Below are 21,015 nucleotides of genomic sequence, written 5' to 3' on the forward strand. Positions count from 1 at the left end.
AACGGAAAGTCACTCACACGGGTGGTGCGTCCCGCTCCCCCACCGTGGTGACGTGGCTCCCGGGGGCGTCCACCAGCAGGCCCCACCTGCCGACCTCCGGTCCGGACGGCCGCCGGCCCGCCGGCGGCCCCTGGTCCCGGCTGGGCCCGGCCCAGCGGACCTGGGTGCTGATGGTGGCCGTGGCCGTGGCCGCGACGGCGCTGTTCGTCGCCGTCGTCGCCTCGCTGCCCCGGCCGGCCGACGCGTTCGCGCTGCCGTGGGCGGTGTGGGCGCTGGCCTTCGCGGTCAGCGAGGTGCTGGTCGTGCACGTGCACGTGCACGACCAGCGTGACTCGCACACCTTCTCGCTCAGCGACCTGGTGCTCGCCGCCGGCATGTGCCTGGCGCCGCCGACCACCGACCTGGCTCCGGACCGGCTGGTCCTGGAGATCACCGAGACGGTCCTCATGCACGACCGGGAGGCCGCCGCGGCGACGCTGTGGGAGCTCAAGACCCTCGGGGTGCGGATCGCGGTCGACGACTTCGGCACCGGCTACTCCTCGCTGGCCTACCTGCGCCGGTTCCCGATCGACATGCTCAAGGTGGCCCGCGAGTTCATCTGCGGCCTCGGCCAGGACGCCCACGACGACGTCATCACCCGGGCGATCGTCGACCTGGCCGACACCCTGGGGCTGCTCACCGTGGCCGAGAGCATCGAGACGCGGGAGCAGCACGAGTTCGTGACCGCCCTGCAGTGCGACCTGGCGCAGGGCCACCTGTTCGCCCGCCCGGTCTCCGCCGAGGTCGCCCACGCGATCATCACCGGCATCGAGGGCAGCGCCTCCCCGGCGGCTGCGGTCCCCACTCCGGCCCCGTCAGCCGGGCTGGTCGCGGCTAGCTGAGCGGTCGCAGCCGCACCAGGCGGTCGCCGGCCCCGGTTCAGGCGGCCGGGACCAGACCCGCGGCCTCGATCAGCCGGGCCTGCTCGCGGCACCAGGGCGACCAGGTGTCGCCGTCCTCGGACTCCTGGCGGCGCCGGAACGCCGCCCAGTCGAGCAGCCGCCAGTCGCCGACCTCGGCCGGGTCGGGGGACGGCGTGCCGGCGAAGCGGCCCAGGTAGACCGGGCAGACCTCGTTCTCCACGACGCCGCGGAACTCGGCGCGGTAGCGGTAACCGGGCAGCGCCTCGCGCAGGTCCCCGACCCGCAGGCCCAGCTCGAACTCGGCGCGGCGGGCGATGGCGGTGGCGTCGTCCTCACCCGGGCCGGGGTGTCCGCAGACGGTGTTGGTCCACATGCCCGGGAAGGTCTGTTTGCCCGCGGCGCGGCGGGTGACCAGCAGCCGACCGGCGTCGTCGAACAGGTAGGCGGAGAAGGCCCGGTGCAGCGGCGTCTCGCCGTGGTGCACCAGCGGCTTGGGCAGCGTGCCGATCGCCGTCCCGTCGTCGTCGACCAGGACGATGAGCTCCTCCGAGGTGGCCGTCACTCCCCCATGGTCCCGGATCGGCCCGCGCCCCGCCCGAGAACCCCGGCCACGATCAGGTCAGCTGATCCCACGGCGTCCGGGCTCACGGTCGGCGGTGAGCCAGGACGCGCGGCGGTGAGCCAGGACGCGCGGCGGTGAGCCAGGACGGCGGTCCACCGTGGTCGCCACCCCGACCGTGTGGTCGCCGCCCTCGCGGTGTGCGGCGAGGGTGGCGACCACACCGCGAGGGCGGCGGCGCGGGGACGGCGCGAGGGCGGGGCCGGCCGGTGGGCCGACCGCGTCACTGGTCGAAGTCGACGGTCACCGCGTCGGAGACGGGCAGCGACTGGCAGGTGAGCACGTACCCGGCCGCGACCTCGGCGGCCTCGAGCGCGTAGTTGCGCCGCATCCGCACCTCGCCGTCGGTGACCCGCGCCCGGCAGGTGCCGCAGACGCCCCCCTTGCAGGCGAAGGGCAGGTCGCCGCGCACCTGCTGCGCGGCGTCGAGGACCGGGACGTCCCGCGGCAGCGCCATGGTCGTGGCGCGCCCGTCGAGCACGACGGTCACCTGGCTGCTCGGCCCCTCGACGGTCGCGTCGTCCCCCCGGACCGGCTGCGGCGGGACGTCGTCGACGTAGAACAGCTCCTGGTGCACCCGCTCGGCCGGGACGCCGAGCTCGGCCAGCACGGCGCGGGCGTCGGTGACCATCCCGTGCGGGCCGCACAGCCACCAGTGGTCGACCTGTCCGGCGTCGACGAACGCGTCGACGAGCGTGCGCAGCCGGGCGGCGTCGAGGCGGCCGCTGGTCAGCTCGGCGTCGCGGGACTCGCGGGAGAGCACGTGCACCAGCTGCAGCCGGGGACCGTGGCGGTCCTTCAGGTCGGCGAGCTCGTCGGCGAACATCACCGTGTCGGTGCGCCGGTTGCCGTAGAAGACGGTCACCGTCGACTCGCCGTCCCGCAGCACGGTGGCGGCCAGCGACAGCGCCGGCGTGATCCCGGAGCCGGCGACGACGAAGACGTGGTCGCCGGGCACCGACAGGTCGGCGGTGAAGGTGCCCGACGGCGGCAGCACCTCGATCGCGTCGCCCGGGCGCACCTGGTGCACCAGCCAGGAGGAGAAGAAGCCGCCGGGCACCTCCCGGACGCCGACCCGCGGCGGTGCTCCCACCGGCGCGCAGATCGAGTACGAGCGGCGCTCGTCGCGGTCGCCGTCCACCCGGCGCAGGGTGAGCGCCTGCCCGGGCCGGAACGCGTAGTCCTCGGCCAGCTCCTCGGGGACGGCGAAGGTGACCGCGACCGCGTCGTCGGTGAGCGGCTCGACCCGCGCGACGCGCAGCGGGTGGAACCGGGGCCGCTGTCGGGCCACTCAGATCTCCTTCACGTGCTCGAACGGCTCCCGGCACGACCGGCACCGGCGCAGCGCCTTGCACGCCGTCGCGCTGAACTCGCTGAGCTCCTCGGTGTCGGCGGACCCGCACAGCGGGCAGGACGCCGTCCGCCGGGTCGGCCCGAGCTGCAGCGGCACCGGGCCGTCGGTGCGCACCGGCGCCGGCCCGGGCGGGGCGATGCCGGCCTCGGCGAGCTTGCGTCGGCCGTCGGCGGTGATCCAGTCGGTGCTCCACGCCGGGGCCAGCACGGTGCGCACGTCGACGTCGGGGTAGCCCGCCTCGTGCAGCGCGTGTACCAGGTCGGCGCGCATGGTCCCCATCGCCGGGCAGCCGGTGTAGGTGGGCGTGATCTCGACGACGACGATGCCCTCCTCGACCCGGACGTCGCGCAGCACACCGAGGTCGGCGAGGGTGAGCATCGGCAGTTCGGGGTCGGTCACGGTGTCCGCGACGGTCCGCGGGTCGGCTGTGGTGGGCATCGCGCTCACCATGTCGCCGCCGGGTGCTCTCGCGCCAGGCCCTGCAGCTCGGTGAGCAGCGCAGCGAGCTCGGGGCCGTGCTCCCCCAGCCGGCCCCGGAGCGGGGCGTCGTCCGGCCAGGGGGGGGCGGTGAGCGTGGCGCGGGCCAGCACCTCGAGCAGCACCGTCCGCACCTCGTCACGCAGCGTGGCGGGATCGACCGCGACGCCGGCCGCCGCCAGCCGGGTCTCCGCCTCGGTCGCCGTGAACAGGTCGGCCAGCAGCGGCCAGACCGCGTCGACGCCGTCCTGCGCGCGGCGGTGCGACTCGGCGGTCCCGTCGCCGAGGCGCAGCAGCCAGCGGGCGGCGTGGTCGCGGTGGTAGGCCAGCTCGTTGACGCCCTTGGCGGCGATCGCGGCCAGCACCGGGTCGCGGGAGGCGCGCAGGCGGGCGAACAGCGCCAACCGGACGGCCGCGGCCACGAACAGCCGGGCGATCGTCCGCGCGAAGTCGCCGTTCGGCGCCTCGACCAGGGCGGTGTTGCGGAACTCGTCGGGGTCGCGGAAGTAGGCCAGCGCGTCCTCGTCGGGGATGCTCTCGGTGGCCCGCTCCCGGGACCGGCCGAGCACGCCCACCGACCCGGCGCGGGCCAGCAGCAGCCGGGCCTGGCCGAGCAGGTCCAGCGCCACGTTGGCGACCGCCACCTCCTCCTCCAGCTCCGGGGCGGCGGTGATCCACTGGGTGAGCCGCTGGGCCAGCACGAGCGCGTCGTCGCCGAGCATCAGGCAGTAGGTGCCGAGGTCGGTGGGGTCGACGCCGTCGGGGACGGTGGTGTCGACGCCGGCCAGCGGGTCGTCGAACCCGGTGCCGAACGCCCAGTGCCGCTCGTCGCCGGGCGCGTGCTCGAGCGCCTCGTAGACGGTCTCCTCGTGCATGGGTGCCTCTTCGATCGGGGGGACGTTGCGGCCTCCTGGCGTCGGCCCCCTCCAGGGCACGGCCCTCTCCGGGCGTGCCCTGAGCCTGCGAAGGGCTCGGGGAGGGGGTCCTTCTCACATGTGGGGGACGTCCTCGGGGATCTCGTAGAACGTCGGGTGCCGGTAGACCTTGTCGCCGCTCGGGGCGAACAGCGGGTCCTTTTCATCGGGGCTGGAGGCGGTGATGTCGGCGGCCTTGACCACCCAGATGCTCACGCCCTCGTTGCGGCGGGTGTAGAGGTCGCGGGCGGCGTCGACGGCCATCTCGTCGTCCGCGGCGTGCAACGAGCCGACGTGCACGTGGTTGAGGCCGCGCTTGCCGCGGACGAAGACCTCGTACAGCGGCCAGTCGCGGCGGACCCGTGCCGGCCGGGGCTCGGTCGGTACCTCCGGTCCCGTCGGGACGGCGCCGTGCCCGCCCTCGGCGGTGACGTCGGTGCTCATGCGCCGTGCTTCTCCGCGTACGCGGTCGCGGCCGCGGTGACCCACGCGTTCTCGTCGCGGGCGGCCCGCCGCCGGGCGATCCGCACGGCGTTCATCGGCCCGTCGCCGGCGAGCACCCGCTTGAACTCCTCCCAGTCGATCGCGCCGGACCGCCAGTGCCCGGTCGCGGCATCGAACTCCAGGTCCGGGTCGGGGAGGGTGACGCCGAGGAACTGCGCCTGCGGCACGGTCATGTCGACGAACCGCTGGCGCAGCTCGTCGTTGCTGTGCCGCTTGATGCCCCACGCCATCGACTGCGCCGAGTTGGGGCTGTCGGCGTCCGGTGGGCCGAACATCATCAGCGACGGCCACCACCAGCGGTCGACGGCGTCCTGCACCATCGCCCGCTGCTCGTCGCTGCCGCCCATCATCGTCATCAGCAGCTCGTAGCCCTGCCGTTGGTGGAACGACTCCTCCTTGCAGATGCGGATCATCGCCCGCGCGTAGGGGCCGTAGGAGGAGCGGCACAGCGGCACCTGGTTGCAGATCGCCGCGCCGTCGACCAGCCAGCCGATGACCCCGACGTCGGCGTAGGTGAGCGTCGGGTAGTTGAAGATCGAGCTGTACTTCTGCATGCGCTCGATCAGCTTGTCGGTGAGGTCGGCCCGGTCGGCGCCGAGCGTCTCGGCCGCGGAGTAGAGGTACATGCCGTGGCCGGCCTCGTCCTGCACCTTGGCCAGCAGGATCGCCTTGCGCCGCAGGCTGGGGGCGGCCAGCAGCCAGTCGCCCTCGGGCTGCATCCCGATGATCTCCGAGTGCGCGTGCTGGGCGATCTGCCGGATCAGCGTCCTGCGGTAGCCCTCGGGCATCCAGTCGCGCGGCTCGATGCGGTGCTCGGCGGCGATCGTGGCGTCGAAGTGCTCCTGCAGCGCCGCCTCGTCGGCGGCGGGGCGCTCCAGCGTGGGCGCGGTCATCGCGTCTCCCTCAACCATTTACTGACCGTGCGGTCAGGAATAGTGTGGCCCAGGACACCGCGGGTCCACAAGCGCCGGGCCGTTCCGCACCCGGCCCCGAGCTCCGAGGGACGGCCGACGATGACGACGACCTCCGACAGCCCGACGACGCAGCGGCGGCTCGGCCGCGCTCCCGATCCCGCGGTGCTCGACCCCGCAGAGCGGATGGACGTCGACGAGCTGCGGGCGCTGCAGCTGGAGCGGATGCGGTGGACGCTGCGGCACGCCTACGACAACGTGCCGCACTACCGGCGGGCCTTCGACGCGGCCGGGGTGCACCCCGACGACTGCCGCGAGCTGGCCGACCTCGCGCGGTTCCCCACCACCAGCAAGGCCGACCTGCGCGACAACTACCCGTTCGGGATGTTCGCCGTCCCCCGGGAGCAGGTCCGCCGGGTGCACGCCTCCTCGGGCACCACCGGCCGGCCGGTCGTCGTCGGCTACACCGAGCGCGACCTGGACACCTGGGCCACGGTCATGGCGCGGTCCATCCGCGCGGCCGGCGGACGCCCCGGCGACGTGCTGCACAACGCCTACGGCTACGGGCTGTTCACCGGCGGGCTGGGTGCGCACTACGGCGCGGAGCGGCTGGGCTGCACCGTCGTCCCGGTGTCCGGTGGCATGACCCCACGCCAGGTGCAGCTGATCACCGACTTCGCACCCCGGGTGATCATGGTGACCCCGACGTACATGCTCGCCCTCGTCGACGAGTTCGAGGCGCAGGGCCTGGACCCGCGCGCCTGCTCGCTGGAGGTGGGGATCTTCGGCGCCGAGCCGTGGACCGAGCAGATGCGCCGCGAGATGGAGGAGCGCCTCGACATGGACGCGGTCGACATCTACGGGTTGTCGGAGGTCATGGGCCCCGGCGTCGCCCAGGAGTGCGTCGAGACCAAGGACGGCCTGCACGTCTGGGAGGACCACTTCTACCCCGAGGTCATCGACCCGCTGACCGGCGAGGTGCTGCCCGAGGGCGAGGTCGGCGAGCTGGTGTTCACCTCGCTGACCAAGGAGGCGATGCCGGTGGTCCGGTACCGCACCCGCGACCTCACCCGGCTGCTGCCGGGCACCGCCCGACCGGGCATGCGACGGATGGAGAAGGTCACCGGACGCACCGACGACATGATCATCCTGCGCGGGGTGAACCTCTTCCCGACCCAGATCGAGGAGGTCGTGCTGCGCACGCCGGGGCTGGCCCCGCACTTCACCCTCGTGCTGTCCACCCGGGGGCGGATGGACCACCTCACCGTCCACGTCGAGGCGCGACCCGACTGCCCGCCGTCCCGCCGCGAGGAGGCGGCCCGCGAGGTGGCGACCACGGTCAAGCAGACGGTGGGCGTGGCCGTCGACGTCGCCGTCGTCGACCCCGAGACGCTGCCCCGGTCGGTGGGCAAGCTCAAGCGGCTCGTCGACCAGCGGAAGCGGACGGAGGCGTGACGGCGGCTCCCGCCGTCCGCCGCGGCCGGCCCGGGCACTCGCTGGAGTCGCTGCTGCCGGTCGCCGTCGAGCTGTTCAACGAGCGCGGCTTCGAGGCGACCAGCATGGACGAGCTCGCCGGTCGGCTCGGGGTCACCAAGTCGGCGATCTACCACCACGTCCGCAGCAAGGAGGAGCTGCTGCGGCTGGCCGTCGACCGGGCGCTGGACGCGCTGTTCGCCGTCACCCGCGAGCCCGGCGCGACGCGCGGCCGGGCGATCGACCGGCTCGAGCACGTCGTCCGCGGGTCGGTGCGGGTGCTGGCCGCGGAGCTGCCGTCGGTCACCCTGCTGTTGCGGGTGCGCGGCAACTCCGCCGTCGAGCAGGCGGCGCTGCAGCGGCGGCGCGAGTTCGACCGGCTGGTCACCGACCTGGTCCGGGCGGCCGGGGAGGAGGGCGGCATGCGCCCGGACGTCGCCCCCGCCGTCGCCGGCCGGCTGCTGTTCGGCACGGTCAACTCGCTGACCGAGTGGTACCGCCCGGACGGCGGGCTGTCGGCGCAGGCGCTCGCCGACGCGGTCGTCGCGGTCACCTTCTCCGGACTGCGCACGGGCAGCTGACCGACTGGCGCGCGCACCCTCCGGCGGGCACCGTCGCGGGGTGGACAGCTTCCGACGCGACGACCTGGTCTTCGACGTCCGGGACGGCGGCCCGCCCGACGGCGAGCCCGTCGTCCTGCTGCACGGCTTCCCGCAGGACGCCACCGCCTGGGACGCCGTCGCGGCCGACCTGCACGCCGCGGGCCTGCGCACCCTCGCGCCCGACCAGCGCGGCTACTCCCCCGGCGCCCGCCCGCGCGGCCGGTCGGCCTACCGGCTGCGGGAGCTGACCGCCGACGTCCTGGCCCTGCTCGACCAGGCGGAGCTCGGCAGCGCGCACGTCGTCGGGCACGACTGGGGCGGCATCGTGGCCTGGGCGCTGGGCGCCTGGCACCCGGAGCGGCTGCGCACCCTCACCGCGCTGTCGGTGCCTCACCCGGCGGCGATGGCCCGGGCGGTGCTGACCAGCGACCAGGGGCTGCGGTCGTACTACACGGCGCTGTTCCAGCTGCCGGTCCTGCCCGAGCGGTTGCTGCTGGCCGGTGACGGCGAGCCGTTGCGTCGCGTGCTCCTGCGCAGCGACCTCCCGCGGGCGGTGTGCGAGCACTACGTGCGGCGGATGCGCGAGCCGGGTGCCCTCGCCGCGGCGCTGGCCTGGTACCGGGCGCTGCCGCTGGACGCTCGCGACCCGGTCGGCACGGTGCGGGTGCCGACCCTGCACCTGTGGAGCACCCGGGACGCCTTCCTCGGCCGCACCGCGACCGAGGGGACCCGCCGGTTCGTCGACGCCCCCTACCGGCTGGAGGTGCTCGAGGGCGTGACCCACTGGATCCCCGAGCTGGCCCCCGAACGCACCGCCGAGCTGGTCACCGCGCACGTCCGCGCCCGCGGCTGAGCGGAGTGCCACGGGCGCACTCCCGGGGCATCGTCTGCGGCCGTGGCACTCCGCTCGGACCGTCAGCCCGCGCGGGCCGGGGCGCCGCCGTGCGGCAGCGCGGTCGCGTCGGCGACGACGTGGTCGACGAAGCCGTACTCGAGCGCTTCCCGCGGGGTGAACCAGCGGTCGCGGTCGGAGTCCCGTTCGATCTGGTCGCGGTCCTGACCCGAGTGCCGGGCCTGCAGCTCGTTGAGCTCGCGCTTGAGCCGGCGGAACAGGTCGGCCTGGATGGCGATGTCGGACTGCGTGCCGCCGACGCCGGCCGAGGGCTGGTGCATCATGATCCGCGCGTGCGGCAGGGCGTAGCGCTTGCCCCGGGTGCCCGCGGCGAGCAGGAACTGGGCCATCGAGGCGGCCATCCCCAGGGCGTAGGTGGCGACGTCGCAGTCGATGAACTGCATCGTGTCGTAGACGGCCATGCCGGCGCTCACCGAGCCACCGGGCGAGTTGATGTAGAGGTGGACGTCGCGTTTCGGGTCCTCGGCGGAGAGCAGCAGCATCCGCGCGGCGAGCTGGTTGGCGACGTCGTCGTCCACGGGGCTGCCCAGGAAGACGATCCGTTCCTGCAGGAGGCGCGCGTACACCGAGTCGTCCAGGCTCGCCGGCGCGGTGGCCGCCCGCATCGACTCCGACGACAGTTCCATGGGACCTCCAGGATCGGCGGGACGTGTCCTCCCAGCCAATCAGCGAGGAACCCGAAGAGCGCGCCGGAATGGCGCATTCCGCCATACGCGTAACAATTGTGCCCTCAGCGGAATGGCGTTGACATCCATTCCGGTGGGGACCCCTGGCCTGCGCGCGGAGCACGGCGCGGTGACCGGTGCCCTGCACCCGGGGGACCCGGACGGGCCGGCGACCGCGGTGGCGGCCGCCCCCGGCGTGGAGCCGCTCGTCGAGGATGTGACGACCACGGCCGTCGCCCGACGGCCCGGGACCGGCACCGACCCGGCTGGGAGGCGCGCGATGAGCTCCGATGCGACGACGACCTCGCCGACCCGGGCGCAGCGGCTGGACCGGCTGCCGTTCACCCGCGAGCACGGCCGGCTGGTGATCGGTTCCGGGCTCGGCTGGGCCCTCGACGCGATGGACGTCGGCCTCATCTCCTTCGTCATGGCCGCGCTCGCCGTGCAGTGGTCGCTCACCCCGACCGAGCTGTCGTGGATCGGGTCGATCGGCTTCGTCGGCATGGCGCTGGGCGCCACGCTCGGCGGGCTGCTGGCCGACCGGATCGGCCGCCGGCAGGTCTTCGCGCTCACTCTGCTGCTCTTCGGCGTGGCGACCGGGGCGGCCGCGCTGGCCTGGTCGGTGGCCGCGCTGCTGGCGTTCCGCCTGCTCATCGGGCTGGGCCTGGGCGCCGAGCTGCCGGTCGCCTCCACGCTGGTCAGCGAGTACGCGCCGGCCCGGGTGCGCGGCCGCGTGGTCGTGGCGCTCGAGGCGTTCTGGGCGGTCGGCTGGCTGCTGGCGGCGCTGATCGGCTACCTCGTCGTCCCCCGCGGCAACGACGGCTGGCGGTGGGCGCTGGCCCTGGGTGCGGTCCCGGCGGTGTACGCGGTGGTCGTGCGGCGGGGCCTGCCCGAGTCGGTGCGCTTCCTGGAGCTGCGCGGCCGCACCGACGAGGCGGAGGCGGCGGTGCGCCGCTTCGAGTCCGCGGCCGGGGTAGCGCCGGTGCCGTCGGCTCCGCCGCCGCCGACCGCCCCGTCGGGGCCGGGCGCGCTGTGGGCTCCGGGTTCCCGGCGGCGGACGGCGGCGCTGTGGGCGGTCTGGTTCGGCATCAACTTCGCCTACTACGGCGCCTTCATCTGGCTGCCCACGCTGCTGTTGGCCTCCGGTTTCTCGCTGGTCCGCTCCTTCGGCTACACCCTGCTGATCACGCTGGCGCAGCTGCCCGGGTACGCGGCCGCGGCGGTGCTCGTCGAGCGCTGGGGCCGACGGCCGACGCTGGTGGTCTTCCTGCTGGGGTCGGCGGTCGGCGCCGGGCTGTTCGCGCTCGCCGACGGCGACACCGCCGTCCTGGTCACCGGCATGGTGCTGTCCTTTACCAACCTGGGCGCGTGGGGCGCGGTGTACGCGGTGACACCGGAGGTCTACCCCACCGCGCTGCGGGCCACCGGCGCCGGTGCCGCGGCCGGCTTCGGGCGGCTGGCCTCGATCGCGGCACCGCTGTGCGTGCCGCCGCTGCTCGACGCCGGCGGCAACGGCCTGGTGTTCGGCACGTTCGCCGCCGCCTTCGCGGTCGCCGCCCTGGCCTCCTCGGCGCTGCCGGAGCACCGCGGCCAGGCCCTGGAGGCGACCGAGAGCGCCCGGACCCCGTGATCGTCGGCCGCTGGTCGCCGCCGTCGGCGTGTCGTCGCGGGGTCAGCGGCAGGGCCCGGGTCGGCGTCCGGGTACACCGGGCGTCGCGCGGGTAGCGGCGGGACATGGCTGAACTGTCCCGCGACCACCTGCAGGGCCTGAAGGTCGCCGTCACCGGCGCCAGCGGCAACGTCGGGACGGCGCTGCTGCGCCGGCTCACCGCACCGACCAGCGGTACCGCCGAGGTGCGCGGGCTGGTGCGGCGGGAGCCGCCCCGCCAGGCGCCGTACACCGGCGTCCGCTGGCACCTGGGCGACCTGGGCGACACCCGCAGCGAGGAGGTGCTGACCGGCTTCCTGGACGGCGCGGACGCCGTCGTCCACCTGGCGTGGGCGCTGCAACCGGGCCGGCAGCCCGAGCGGCTGCACCGGGTGAACGTCGACGGCACCCGGCGGCTGGCCCGCGCCGCGGCGGCCGCGGGCGTGCGCCACTTCGTGCACATGTCCTCCCTCGGCGCCTACGCCGCCGGCGGCGGGGACCGGCAGGTCGCCGAGGACTGGCCGACCACCGGCATCCCCAGCTCGCAGTACAGCCGGGACAAGTCGCAGGCCGAGCAGGTGGTGCGCGAGGTGTTCGGCGCCCACCGGGGGACGACGCTGACCGTCGTCCGCCCCACGCTGGTGCTGCAGCCGGAGGCCAGCAGCGAGATCGGCCGCTACTTCCTCGGGCCGCTGCTGTTCGGCGCCGCCCGCCTGCTGCCGGGGTCGGTCGCGAAGCTGCTGCCCCTCCCCCTGCCCTCGGTGCACGTGCAGTTCGTCCACGCCGACGACATCGCCGACGCGCTGGAGCGGATGCTCGACCGCCGCGCCCCCGGCCCGTTCAACCTGGCCGCCGCACCGGTCCTGGACGCCGATGCCATAGCCCGGACGCTCGGCACCGTGCGGGTGCCGGTGCCGGCCATCGCCCTGCGGACGGCGCTGTCTGCGGCCTTCCACGCCCGCCTGGTGCCGACCGAGCCCGGCTGGCTGGACCTCGGGCTGCAGGCACCGGCGCTGGACACCGCCCGCGCCCGCCGGCTGCTGGACTGGGCGCCGTTCCACGCCGGCGACGACGTGCTGCGGCAGTTCGTCGCCGCGCTGGGCCGCGGCGAGGGCGCGCCCGGACCGCTGCTGCAGCCGGCCGGCGGCCCCGAGCGCGACCCCGCCGGCGACCCGGCCAACACCCCGGGTCCGCGGGCGGACTAGCCCGCTGCTCCTGGAAGCCGGTGGCGTCCAGAGGAGGGGCGGTCAGGACTTGGCGATGGACCACGGTCCATCAGCTTGGACCTCGAGGACCACGGTTCCCGGAGGCAGCAGCGTCTCCCCGGTGTAGGAGCCGATCTCGTTGACGAGCAGGTCACGGGAATCGCCGTAGGCCCACACGGCGAAGTTCGACTCCCCCTGGTGGGTCAGCGTCACAGATGTCAGCCCCTGGGCGACACCCGTGACCAGGACGACCGCCGAGCCGTCCGTGGAGTAGGGAGCAGCGCCATCCCAGGACGGCGCGGACGTCAACGGGGCGGAGGTGACACTCCATCGCCCGTCCGCCTCGATCTTGAGAGCGGCAGCTTCCTCGCCCTCGAGGAAGTTGAGTGGGTGCACCCCCGTGTAGGACCCGATCTCGTTCACGAGGAGGTCGATGTCCTGTCCTCGGGCGTCCACGGACCACACCGCGAAGTTGGACCCACCGGAGTGGGTGATCGTGAGGATGCGGGGACCGGTGGCCGTGAGGGTCACCACGGAGGCCCCGGCGCCGGGGTACTCCTGGGGAGCCGCCGGCACCGGCGTCGGCGAGGGTGAGGGCGTCGGCGAGGGTGAGCGCGTCGGCGTCACCGACGGTGACGATCGCCCGGCGCTCGGGCCGACGTCGGCTTCGTTATGCGAACTGCCGGTAGCGGTAGCAGCAGGCGCGGCCGTGGAGGTCTCGTCGTTGCTCCCCCCAGCGATCCCCGCGACGACGAGCAGGGCCAGGACGGCGCCCACTGCGACGACCCACCACTGCTTGTACAGGGCTTCTGCGGCTGGCCGGGAACGTCTGCGAGGGCGGGACTGCCGAAGGAGGCCGGTGCATCGGTGACCCACAGCGGCCACCCTTGCGGGGCCGGACCCCATGACGGATCGGGTTGCCATCCCGGAGGAGGAGTCCATCCCGGAGGCGGTGGCGGCCAGTTGGGCGGCGGGTTGAAACGTGCCGCCGCACCCTGGGGGCCGGGTTGCGGCTGGCCAGGCGGAGGCCCGTACGAAGGCTGAGCTGGCGGTTCCATCGGCGATGCCTGGCAAACGAGAGTCGGCGGTCGGCCACAGGTCCGTGGCCGTCCCGTGTATCGGCACCCACCGCTCACGTCTCCACGCCTGTCGCCCGGGATCTTCTTCGCGCGTCCGCGCCGGTCGAGACCGAAGTCGGGAGATGCGAAGCCGCCTCGACACGCGTTCCCGCGGGAACGCGGTCAAGGCGACAGGCTTGACTACGTTCCCGCGGAGACGCGGCCGACCAGCTGAGGGCGCCCTCGGGACCCGCACACCGAGGACAGCCGATGACCGGCGCCCGCAGATCGCGGAGTCGGCCGCAGATCACCGTCTGGTCGAGCCCGGCAACCCGCCGCCCTCTGCCGCCACTCCTCCGTCCACAGGCAGCCGATCGTCCGACGCTGGTCGGCCAGCAGGGTCCGTAGCCTCCAGCGGTGCCCGACGACCGACGACGGATCACCGACCTCCCCGCGGACCAACGGCCCAGGGAACGGTTGCGGCGGCTGGGGCCGGACGCCCTGACCGACGCGGAGATCGTCGCGGTGCTCATCGGATCGGGCCGCCCAGACGGGAACGCCGTCGAGCTGGCCCACCGGTTGATCTCCGCCGTCGGCGGGATGGCCGCTCTCGCCACGGCCACCGCCGAGGACGTCGAACGGGTCCCCGGCATCGGCCCGGCGACGGCGGCCCGGATCCTGGCGGCCACCGAGCTGCGCCGCCGGACCGTCCTGGCCGAGCCGGCTCCCGCGGTCAGCGGATCGGCCGGGGTCGCAGCAGCGGTCGTGCCGCACCTGCAGGACCGCCACCGCGAGCGCCTCCTCATCGCCGTGCTCGACCGACGCCTCCGGGTGATCGACGTGGCCACCGTCGCCGAGGGGATGACGGCGCACGCGGCCGTTCCCATCGATGACGTGCTGCGCGCCGTGCTGGTCCGCGGCGGCCGCGCCTTCGCGCTGGCGCACAACCACCCGGGCGGTTCCCTGGAGCCCAGCCCGGCTGACCGGCAGGCCACCAAGCAGGTCCGAGCCGCCGCCGCGGCATGCGGGCTGCGCTTCCTCGACCACCTGATCGTCGCCGGCGACCGCTGGCGAGCGATCTGACCGCCGATCAGACGAGCTTCGAGAACACCTCGTTGCGAGCCGCCTGGGGAAGCGCATCCGCGACCTGCCGCTGCCGAGCGATCAATGCGTCGAGGTCGTCCCAACGGTCCAGCCGAGCCGCAACGTCCCGCTGAACTTCTATTGCAGGCAACGGGACCGTGATCCGCTTGAAGGATTCGATCGCAAGCGTCTTATTTCGGCCAGCAGATCCTGGTGACGCCTTCAGCAACTTTGCGACGCCATGCTCAGAGGTGAGATAACGGAAGAGGTACCGAATGTCCACTTCATCCGATACTGGCACCCACGTCATGAAGCGATGCGAGCCAATCCGCCCGTCCTCTGCCTTGCTTGCAACAGCAATCGCACCCTCCCATGCGAAGACGTTGCTAACAACAAGATCCCCCTCTCGAACGAAGAAGACGCGCTTGTCACCGAGTTCAGCTCCGGACACGGGCGGCTTGCGGAAGAGACCCTTGCCGAAGGCGCGGACGCCAATCTCTCGATATTCTGCTTCTGGGTTCACCTGAACCGACCGCCGCTCCAGGCACAGCAATGTCCCTAACTCGACGGGCCACCCCCCTGAGGCTCCCGAATCGACCACGCCTTGCCGCAGCACGTCAGTGCGACGCCGACGTTGCCCGCCGCTCATGGAGAGGCATGCGGGCAGCGACGCCATGCGATCGAGCCGAGCCGCGATGGCCCGTTGCTGGCCTATAGGCGGCAGGGGTATGACCAGGTTCTCAAAGGCTTTGATTCCGAGGGTTCGATTCCGGGTCACCGTGCCGGGAGAAGCCTTTCGGATGAGCGCCATCCCGTGATCACTCAGAAAGAATTGCAGCAAGTAGCCGGTGGAGACTTCCCCCTCCCGCTTCGGCATGTACGGGAGAAACCTCTGCGAGGCGATGAACTCCCTTGCGTGATGCTCATCCGATACGGCGATCGCCGCTTCCCATGCCTGTATGTTGCTGAGCAGGAGGGCGTGGGCTGGAAAGCGGTAGTAGGTGACCTTGCTCAACTCGACGCCGGAGAGGGGCTCGTTCTCGATGACCCCCTTCCCCCACGAGTAGATGCCGATCTGGCGATACATCTCCGTCAGATTGGGCGTGAGTTTCGTCCGCTCCAATCGCAGGACATCACCCACCCTGACGCGTCGGACAGTCATTCTGCATCCGCCGTCTCGGCGCGAAGCGCATCCAACAGCGCAAGGATACGCTTCTCCGTGTCGATCAGTTCTTCGATCAACTCTGCCGGCGGCCGGTGCGCCAGGTCGTCCGGACGGTGCGGGTTGTGCAGATCGAAGTTGTAGCTCTTGACGTCCTCGACCGGGACCTTCCACGCCTGCGCCGTCTCGACCCGGTCCCCTCGCTCAGCGCCACCCCACCAGGCCTCGCAGTCGGCGAACTCCTCGTAGCGCAGCGGCTTGGTCTTGGTGTAGTTCTTCCGCCCCTCGGGCAGCGGGTGCTCGTAGAACCAGATCTCCTTGGTCGGCCCACCGCGCTCGAAGAACAGGATGTTCGTCGGGATCAGCGTGTAGGGCGAGAACGTGCCGTTGGGCAGCCGCACGATCGTGTGCAGGTTGAACTCGCGCAGCAGCTTCTCCTTGATCCGCGCCCCGATCCCCTCGTCGAAGAGCACCCCGTTGGGCACGACCACGGCCGCCCGCCCGTGCGGCGAGCGGGAGATCCGCTCCATCACCGACACCAGGAAGAGCCACGACGTCTCCGCCGTCCGGTAGTCGGACGGAAAGTAGTCCTTGACCCCGGCCTCCTCCTCGCCGCCGAAGGGCGGGTTGGTGAGAACGACGTCCACCCCGTCGCGGCGCTGGTCGGCGGCGGAGAAGGTGAGCGCGTTGCCGCGGGTGATGCGGGGCGCATCGACCTCGTGCAGCAGCAGGTTCATCTGTCCCAGCAGATACGGCATGGGCTTCTTCTCGAACCCGCGCAGCGTGCCGCGGAGCAGCTCCCGCTGCCGGGCCGGGGTCTCCGACGCATCGGCCGCTGCGACCAGGTGATCCCAGGCCTCCACCAGGAAGCCGCCGGTGCCGGCGGCCGGGTCCATCACCACCTCGCCCGGTCGCGGGTCGACCCGCCCGACCATGAACCGGATGACCGGCCGCGGTGTGTAGAACTCGCCGGCGTCCCCGGCGGCGTCCCGCATCTCGCGCAGCATCGACTCGTAGAGGTGCGCCATCGTGTGCACGTCGTCGGACGACCGGAAGCTGACCTTGTTCACCTCGTCGACCAGGTCGGCGAGGAGGTAACCCGAGAGCATCCGGTTGCGGGTGTCCCGGAAGATCGCGCCCAGCGTCTCGCGGGTGTCCCCGGCACCGCCCCCACCGGACAGCCCCGCGAGGTGCGGCAGCAGGTTCTCGTTGACGAACGTCAGCAGGGCGTCGCCGCTGCGCCGGGTCGTGGAGTCCGCCGCCCAGTCACGCCAGCGGTACGGCGAGCTCAGCGCCGGTCGGTAGTCGGGGTCGGTCACCTCCCGTGACTCCTCCAGGTCGTCGAGCGCCTTGAGGAAGAGCAACCAGGCGATCTGCGGGATGCGGTCGGCATCGCCGTTGAGGCCGGCGTCCTTGCGCATGACGTCCCGGGCCCGCTTGATGACGGCGGACAGGTTGGCGACGGGCTTCGCTGCGGGCATTCGCTGCCTTCTGTGGGAGGAGAGGTGGGTCGGATCAGGCGAGCGCACGCCGGTACACGTCGGAAGCGACGGCCATCGCCTCCTCGACGGTCCCGGCGGCGAGGCCGAGGTCGTCCGCGAGGAAGGCGTAGTCGTGCCGCCACGCGGCCGGCGGGTCGGGTAGCTCCGGCGGCGGGTCGTGCCCGTCCCGGCTGGCGAAGACGGGGCGGAGCCGGTCGCCGAGGTGCGCGGCCGGCAGCAGTCCGGCCTCGGCCAGCAGCACGAGGTCGACCAGGTCCTTCACCCGCGTGCTGGGCCGGTCTCCGGCGTAGGTGCGGCAGACAGCGTGGTACTTCTCCGCTGCGTGCTGCGCCACGTCGACCGCCCGGACCACCGCCGGCCGGAAGTCCAAGCCGGAGACCGGAGAGACCAGTTCCACCGTCTCGATGCCTCCGCTCGTCTCGTCGACCCGGCCCACGACGTCGATCCGCACGCGGTCGAAGGTCCGCCCCGCCAGCCGCACGTCGACACTCAACCGCCACCCACCGACACCGGCGTCGTCCGGACGGAGCGACCCCGTGCCGGTGACCGCGAAGCGGAGGAAGTCGCCGTCCGGGTCATGCTCGAGAGCAACCTCGAGCGCGTGCCGCAGCTCGTCCAGGTCGCCGGCATAAACACTGACCAGGTCGAGGTCACGCGTGGTGCGAGCGCGAGCGGCCAGCCGCGCCTCGAGCAGGAACCCACCCTTGAGGACCCACCGATCGTCAACGGCCAGGCGCCGCAGGACCCGTTGGAAGACCAGCCGCCGTCGGAGCCGGCTGGCGTCCGCACCCTGCGCGCGTGCCTGGTTGATCAGGCGAGCCTCAAGCGCGGCGCGCATCGCCGCGGCGCTGGTCGGGGTCACCGCGTCTCCGCGGGAACGGCGGCCAGCGCTCGTTCCAACCGCAGCGCGGCCGTTGCACCGAAGTCGTCCATCCGACGACACAGAACACTCCGCCCCACCCGTCCCGACGAGAGCGCATCCCGGACGGCCCCCGAGAGCTGCTCCTGGGGCACCGATGTCGTCGCCAGGTCCAGCAGGGTGCGCGTCGGCGTGGTGACCCGGTAGGAACCACGGTCCTCGACGTCGCCGTCGTCGAGCGCGGCCACGTGCAGTACCACGCCCGGCGCCCACGGGCGAGCCTCCGGCACGGTCAGGTGGACCTCCCCGAGGTCGAAGTCCCCGAGGTCGTGCACGTCAGCGGCGGACTGGAACGAGATCACCCCGGTTCCGGACCAGACGGTCCAGCGGGCATAGGCGTCGTCGGCCGACGAGGGCCACTCGGCCAGGCGGAACAGGGCCCGATCGATCCGCACCCAGTTGCCGCGGTCGACGTGGTACTTCTGCGCCTGGTAGCTGTACCCGACCTCGACGGCCTGGGCCGCGGAGAAGTAGCCGGCCTGCCGGAACGCCAGCTCGTGCAGCCGGCGGCGCAGGTCGAGGCGGTCGGACACCGGAGCAACCTAGCAAGCGAAACTCAATGAGAACTTTAGTTTCTCGCGTGCGTCGGCCGTTGAACTACAGATTCCTCAGGCGCTGTACAGCCAGGCCTGCAGCGTCTCGCGGGCGCGGTGCCACTGCCGCGCACCGCCGAAGTGACCGGCAATCTCCGCGGGCGAGCCCACCGCCGACAGCGGCGGCACCTGCACGACCGACGGGGCGGCGATCTCGTCGACACCGGCCTCCGCGTACCGGTCCAGCAGCAGGCCGAGGATCTCGCGGGCCCGCTCCGGCAGGGCATCGAGCTCCTCCCGGTGCTGCGAGCGCGCCCGCCGAGCACGCTCGGCACAGGTCAGCACCGGCAGCCCCCAGGCCAGGTGCAGCAGTCGGTCGATGGTGTCGACCCGGCCATCGCCTGCCCGCTCCAGCTCGTCGGTCAGGCGTACGGGGTCGATGCGGTTGGCACCCAGGAAGGAGACGACGTCGGCGCGCGACCGGGGATCGGACCAGGCCCGGAGCAGGGTCTCGGGCTCATCGAACGTTTCCAGGACGCGCTGACGCGCCCAGTCGACGTAGCGGACCAACCTGGGCCCACCCGTCGTGACGTCGTGGACCCAGAAACCCTCGCTGGTGAGGGTGACCGAGATTCCGCGCAGCTCGAACGTGTCCCGGGGCGGGCCGCCACCGTTGCCGTCGCCACGGCCGGTCTCGGACGATCCACCAGCGGCGTACTCCGGCTCGGGCTCGGCCACGCCTATCACCGGGGCCGGCCCCTGACCGTCGTCCCCACTGCGCTCCTCGCCGCCATCGGGCTCGGGCCGCACTTCGCCGCTGGGGCTCACGCACTCGGTGGACGGCGACCGCAGCGGCGGCCCGTCGAAGGACGGATCCCGGAACAGCTCGGTCGCGCCGACGAAGTCGACGATCTCGAACTCCGTCTTGCCCTTGTCCGGGTACAAGCGCGTGCCGCGCCCGATGATCTGCTTGAACTCCGGCATCGACCCCACCGGCCGGGCCAGGATCACGTAGCGCAGGTCCTCGATGTCCACCCCGGTCGACAGCAGGCTGGAGGTCACCGCGATCTGGGGGACGTCCCGCTCCGGGTCGGTGAACTGCTCGAGCAGCCGGTCCTTCTCCCGCTCGACCGACATGATGCGCACCGCCCACTCGGGGTCCTCGCGGGTGCGGTCGGGTCGCAGGTTCCGCAGCGCCTCGGTCATCGTCAGCGCGTGCTCCTTGTCGACGCAGAAGACGACGGCGCGGTCGCGGGAGTCGCCGAGGACCTCCACGATCCGCCGCGCCATGGCCGAGGTTCGGTCGGGCAGCCGCAGCCGCCGCTCGTAGTCCCGGGTGCCATAGGTGCCGCCGGGGATCTCCCGGCCATGGATGTCTCGGAGCCCCTCCGGGACGTCGAACCCCTCGGCGTCGACGTCGAACACCACCCGCCTGATGGTGTACGGCGCCAGGAACCCGTCCTCGATCCCCTCGCGCAGGCTGTACGTGTAGACCGGGTTGCCGAAGTACTCATAGGTGTGCGCGCCGTTGCGGTCGACCGGGGTCGCGGTCAGACCGAGCTGGACGGCGGAGTCGAAGTGCTCGAGGATGCCGCGCCACTCCGAGTCCGCGCGGGCGCTGCCGCGGTGGCACTCGTCGACGATGACCAGGTCGAAGAAGTCCGGCGGGTAGTTGGTGAGCAGCTCCCTGGACTCCGCGGTGTCCGCCGACACGTCGGAGTCGGGGCTCGCGGTCGTGAGCCCCTGGTAAGTGGCGAAGTAGACGTCGGGTGAGTGCCGGGTGTTGCGTGAGCTGACCCGCACCACTGCATCGCCGAAGACGCGCTGGAAGTTCTTCCGCATCGGGTCGGTGACCAGGACGTCGCGGTCGGCCAGGTAGAGGACGCGGTAGTTGCGCTCGTCCCGGGCCGCCTGCACGCGGCGTCGGTGGCTCCAGAGCTTCCACACCAGCTGCAGGGCGGTGAACGTCTTGCCCGAGCCGGTCGCCATGACCAACAGGACGCGCCGTTCACCACGGACGATGGCGAGCAGGACCTCGTGGATGGCCCGTCGCTGGTAGTAGCGCAGCTCCTTGACGCTGCCGTCGGCGTTCAGGTGCTGCCGATTGAACGGGGACCGCAGGTATTGCTGCGCCAGCTCACCGAGCTCGCGTGCGGACACCAGCAGGTCCCACGCCTCCTCCGGCGTAGGCACGTCGTCGACCTCGTGCTGCACACCGGTCGCGGCGTCGTAGAGCACCCACCCACGACCGTTGGTGGACAGCGCCAGCGGCGCGCCCAGCCTGCGGGCGTAGCGCACGGCCTGCTGGATGCCGTCGCCGGGCAGCGCCCAGAGGCGCTTGGCCTCGACGACCATGAGCGGCAGCCCCGGTTCGAGCTCCAGGACGTAGTCGGCTCGCCGCTTGCGCTGCCCCTCCGGCGGCCGGCGTCCACCAGGCAGCTCGGCCTGCACCGGGTACTGCTCGTGGATCTGCTCGTCGACCCACCCCGCCCGTGCCAGGGCCGGCCGCACGTGATCCCGACAGGTGTCGGCTTCGTCGGGCCCCCCTGCTGTCACAGCGTGATGTTAGGC

20 protein-coding genes are annotated in these 21,015 nt (G+C 72.7%); 7 read left to right on the forward strand and 13 right to left on the reverse strand.

Translation table 11 applies throughout. The annotated features are described in order from the left end of the window. The first annotated feature begins 44 nt into the window (after positions 1 to 44). Positions 45 to 881, forward strand: coding sequence for an EAL domain-containing protein (locus DQ238_RS09045; RefSeq protein WP_147263037.1), 837 nt, complete (start codon positions 45 to 47; stop codon positions 879 to 881). Positions 882 to 918: 37 nt separating this feature from the next. Here the strand turns inward: DQ238_RS09045 and idi are convergent, their stop codons facing one another. The 6 genes from idi to paaA form a co-directional block, all read right to left on the reverse strand. Next, positions 919 to 1,464, reverse strand: a complete 546-nt coding sequence (gene idi, locus DQ238_RS09050; RefSeq protein WP_233495839.1) for an isopentenyl-diphosphate Delta-isomerase — start codon at positions 1,462 to 1,464, stop codon at positions 919 to 921. A gap of 280 nt (positions 1,465 to 1,744) precedes the next feature. After that, positions 1,745 to 2,812, reverse strand: a complete 1,068-nt coding sequence (gene paaE / locus DQ238_RS09055) for a 1,2-phenylacetyl-CoA epoxidase subunit PaaE (protein WP_113780974.1) — start codon at positions 2,810 to 2,812, stop codon at positions 1,745 to 1,747. Further along, positions 2,813 to 3,313: a 1,2-phenylacetyl-CoA epoxidase subunit PaaD gene (paaD, locus tag DQ238_RS09060; protein WP_233495840.1), complete on the reverse strand. Its 501-nt coding sequence runs from the start codon at positions 3,311 to 3,313 to the stop codon at positions 2,813 to 2,815. It abuts the gene before it with no gap. A 5-nt stretch (positions 3,314 to 3,318) separates the two neighbouring features. Then, positions 3,319 to 4,227 carry a 1,2-phenylacetyl-CoA epoxidase subunit PaaC gene (gene paaC / locus DQ238_RS09065; RefSeq protein ID WP_113780976.1) on the reverse strand — a complete coding sequence of 303 codons (909 nt, stop codon included), beginning with the start codon at positions 4,225 to 4,227 and terminating at the stop codon, positions 3,319 to 3,321. A 114-nt stretch (positions 4,228 to 4,341) separates the two neighbouring features. Beyond that, entirely contained in the window at positions 4,342 to 4,710 is a 369-nt protein-coding gene (paaB, locus tag DQ238_RS09070; RefSeq protein WP_113780977.1) for a 1,2-phenylacetyl-CoA epoxidase subunit PaaB, read from the reverse strand. Continuing rightward, positions 4,707 to 5,663, reverse strand: a complete 957-nt coding sequence (gene paaA, locus DQ238_RS09075; protein WP_113780978.1) for a 1,2-phenylacetyl-CoA epoxidase subunit PaaA — start codon at positions 5,661 to 5,663, stop codon at positions 4,707 to 4,709. Before paaA ends, paaB begins: the two co-directional genes overlap by 4 nt. A gap of 120 nt (positions 5,664 to 5,783) precedes the next feature. On the opposite strand from paaA, the gene paaK reads away from it, so the two are divergent. Genes paaK through DQ238_RS09090 form a run of 3 tightly spaced genes read left to right on the forward strand, consistent with a single transcriptional unit; the run spans position 5,784 to position 8,609 of the window. Further along, a complete protein-coding gene (paaK, locus tag DQ238_RS09080) occupies positions 5,784 to 7,136 on the forward strand; it encodes a phenylacetate--CoA ligase PaaK (RefSeq protein WP_113780979.1) in 1,353 nt (450 codons plus the stop codon). Further along, the gene (locus DQ238_RS09085; RefSeq protein WP_113780980.1) at positions 7,133 to 7,735 is read left to right on the forward strand and encodes a TetR/AcrR family transcriptional regulator; all 603 of its coding nucleotides are present in this window, start codon (positions 7,133 to 7,135) and stop codon (positions 7,733 to 7,735) included. Before paaK ends, DQ238_RS09085 begins: the two co-directional genes overlap by 4 nt. A 40-nt stretch (positions 7,736 to 7,775) precedes the next feature. Further along, positions 7,776 to 8,609, forward strand: a complete 834-nt coding sequence (locus tag DQ238_RS09090; RefSeq protein ID WP_113780981.1) for an alpha/beta fold hydrolase — start codon at positions 7,776 to 7,778, stop codon at positions 8,607 to 8,609. Between the two features lie 62 nt (positions 8,610 to 8,671). Here DQ238_RS09090 and DQ238_RS09095 read toward each other — a convergent pair whose 3' ends face one another. Then, a complete protein-coding gene (locus DQ238_RS09095; protein ID WP_233495841.1) occupies positions 8,672 to 9,295 on the reverse strand; it encodes an ATP-dependent Clp protease proteolytic subunit in 624 nt (207 codons plus the stop codon). A gap of 319 nt (positions 9,296 to 9,614) precedes the next feature. On the opposite strand from DQ238_RS09095, the gene DQ238_RS09100 reads away from it, so the two are divergent. Together DQ238_RS09100 and DQ238_RS09105 are read left to right on the forward strand one after the other, a co-directional pair. Continuing rightward, positions 9,615 to 10,964 carry an MFS transporter gene (locus DQ238_RS09100; protein ID WP_113781097.1) on the forward strand — a complete coding sequence of 450 codons (1,350 nt, stop codon included), beginning with the start codon at positions 9,615 to 9,617 and terminating at the stop codon, positions 10,962 to 10,964. 104 nt (positions 10,965 to 11,068) lie between these two features. Beyond that, a complete protein-coding gene (locus DQ238_RS09105; protein WP_113780982.1) occupies positions 11,069 to 12,187 on the forward strand; it encodes an NAD-dependent epimerase/dehydratase family protein in 1,119 nt (372 codons plus the stop codon). Between the two features lie 42 nt (positions 12,188 to 12,229). On the opposite strand, the gene DQ238_RS09110 is transcribed toward DQ238_RS09105, so the two are convergent. After that, complete coding sequence (locus DQ238_RS09110) at positions 12,230 to 12,964, reverse strand: hypothetical protein (protein ID WP_158550741.1); 735 nt, start codon at positions 12,962 to 12,964, stop codon at positions 12,230 to 12,232. 698 nt (positions 12,965 to 13,662) lie between these two features. On the opposite strand from DQ238_RS09110, the gene DQ238_RS09120 reads away from it, so the two are divergent. Continuing rightward, a complete protein-coding gene (locus tag DQ238_RS09120; RefSeq protein WP_113780985.1) occupies positions 13,663 to 14,328 on the forward strand; it encodes a RadC family protein in 666 nt (221 codons plus the stop codon). Between the two features lie 7 nt (positions 14,329 to 14,335). On the opposite strand, the gene DQ238_RS09125 is transcribed toward DQ238_RS09120, so the two are convergent. The 5 genes from DQ238_RS09125 to hsdR all read right to left on the reverse strand — a co-directional run bounded on the left by DQ238_RS09125 (position 14,336) and on the right by hsdR (position 21,000). Further along, the gene (locus DQ238_RS09125) at positions 14,336 to 15,490 is read right to left on the reverse strand and encodes a restriction endonuclease subunit S (protein WP_113780986.1); all 1,155 of its coding nucleotides are present in this window, start codon (positions 15,488 to 15,490) and stop codon (positions 14,336 to 14,338) included. Continuing rightward, the gene (locus tag DQ238_RS09130; RefSeq protein ID WP_113780987.1) at positions 15,487 to 16,971 is read right to left on the reverse strand and encodes a class I SAM-dependent DNA methyltransferase; all 1,485 of its coding nucleotides are present in this window, start codon (positions 16,969 to 16,971) and stop codon (positions 15,487 to 15,489) included. Before DQ238_RS09130 ends, DQ238_RS09125 begins: the two co-directional genes overlap by 4 nt. Positions 16,972 to 17,005: 34 nt before the next feature. Further along, the gene (locus tag DQ238_RS09135; protein ID WP_199506222.1) at positions 17,006 to 17,854 is read right to left on the reverse strand and encodes a nucleotidyl transferase AbiEii/AbiGii toxin family protein; all 849 of its coding nucleotides are present in this window, start codon (positions 17,852 to 17,854) and stop codon (positions 17,006 to 17,008) included. After that, positions 17,851 to 18,444 (reverse strand): type IV toxin-antitoxin system AbiEi family antitoxin domain-containing protein, encoded by a 594-nt coding sequence (locus DQ238_RS09140; protein ID WP_113780988.1) that lies wholly within the window; start codon positions 18,442 to 18,444, stop codon positions 17,851 to 17,853. The genes DQ238_RS09135 and DQ238_RS09140 overlap by 4 nt, the downstream gene beginning before the upstream one ends. 75 nt (positions 18,445 to 18,519) lie before the next feature. Continuing rightward, positions 18,520 to 21,000: an EcoAI/FtnUII family type I restriction enzme subunit R gene (gene hsdR / locus DQ238_RS09145; protein WP_113780989.1), complete on the reverse strand. Its 2,481-nt coding sequence runs from the start codon at positions 20,998 to 21,000 to the stop codon at positions 18,520 to 18,522. Between the last annotated feature and the right edge of the window lie 15 nt (positions 21,001 to 21,015).

Origin of the sequence: Geodermatophilus sp. TF02-6 (assembly GCF_003319115.1) — a bacterium.
GTDB lineage: Bacteria > Actinomycetota > Actinomycetes > Mycobacteriales > Geodermatophilaceae > Geodermatophilus.